This window comes from Halorubrum tibetense (assembly GCF_042661865.1).
In the GTDB taxonomy this organism is placed as follows: Archaea; Halobacteriota; Halobacteria; order Halobacteriales; family Haloferacaceae; genus Halorubrum; species Halorubrum tibetense.
Window position 1 is genome coordinate 1 of sequence record NZ_JBHSWW010000568.1, and the last position, 767, is coordinate 767.

Annotated in this window: 1 protein-coding gene; it reads left to right on the forward strand. The window is 51.5% G+C overall.

The genetic code is table 11. The features are described from left to right. A partial coding sequence (locus ACFQEU_RS17010) for an ABC transporter permease (RefSeq protein WP_379784066.1) occupies positions 1-767 on the forward strand: 767 nt, incomplete at both ends.

The following is a 767-nucleotide window of genomic DNA, read 5'->3' on the forward strand; positions in this document are numbered from 1 at the left end:
TTTCAAGCGGAGGTGCCCGGAATTTTGCGCGTGGTGCGCAGTAAGTTTGAGCGCCGCAAGATTTATTCGCCCACCGGTGCTTTTCATCTCGGCTTGCGCTTTGTCGATGATGGCTTTACCGAGCTGTTTGATTTTCACTATCTGCATGGCGGCGCGGCAGAATTAATCAAGCCTTTTACGGTTGCACTGAGTGCTAGCCATGCTCGAACGTTCTTCGGAACGACGAACGCTGTGGGTTTTACTTTACAGCTTGATCAACGCTGGCCGCTGCGCGTGGTGGCTGTTTTTGACGATGTGGGTGCCGATAGCCACTTTAATTCTTCCCTGATGCCAGATGTTGAGCTGACTAGCTTTACCTCGCTATCAACCTTGATAGCGACCTCTGAATATACCATCGCTGGCGAGTGGACATCGCTCCAGCCGACCGATCTCACTTACCTATTGCTGCCAGATAATGCCGATCTTGTGGCGCTGCAGCAAAGCGTAAACGCTGTTGCTGAGCGTCATGCCGATGCTAAAGAGCGCGCCTATATTTCTGCACTTAATGTTCGGCCGCTACGATACCATCATACACAAGTGTGGGATTCACTCGGCTTTCCAGTTAATGAAACCCTAACCTTAATGGGCTTGTTGGTGGTGTTAGCGGCGGCCTTGAACTATGCCAATCTTGCCAGCTTACAGCACGCCAGTCGCGCTAGAGAGTGGGGCTTGCGCAAAACCTTTGGCGCTAAACCGCATCAATTATTGCGCCAATTGTTGCTGGAAAC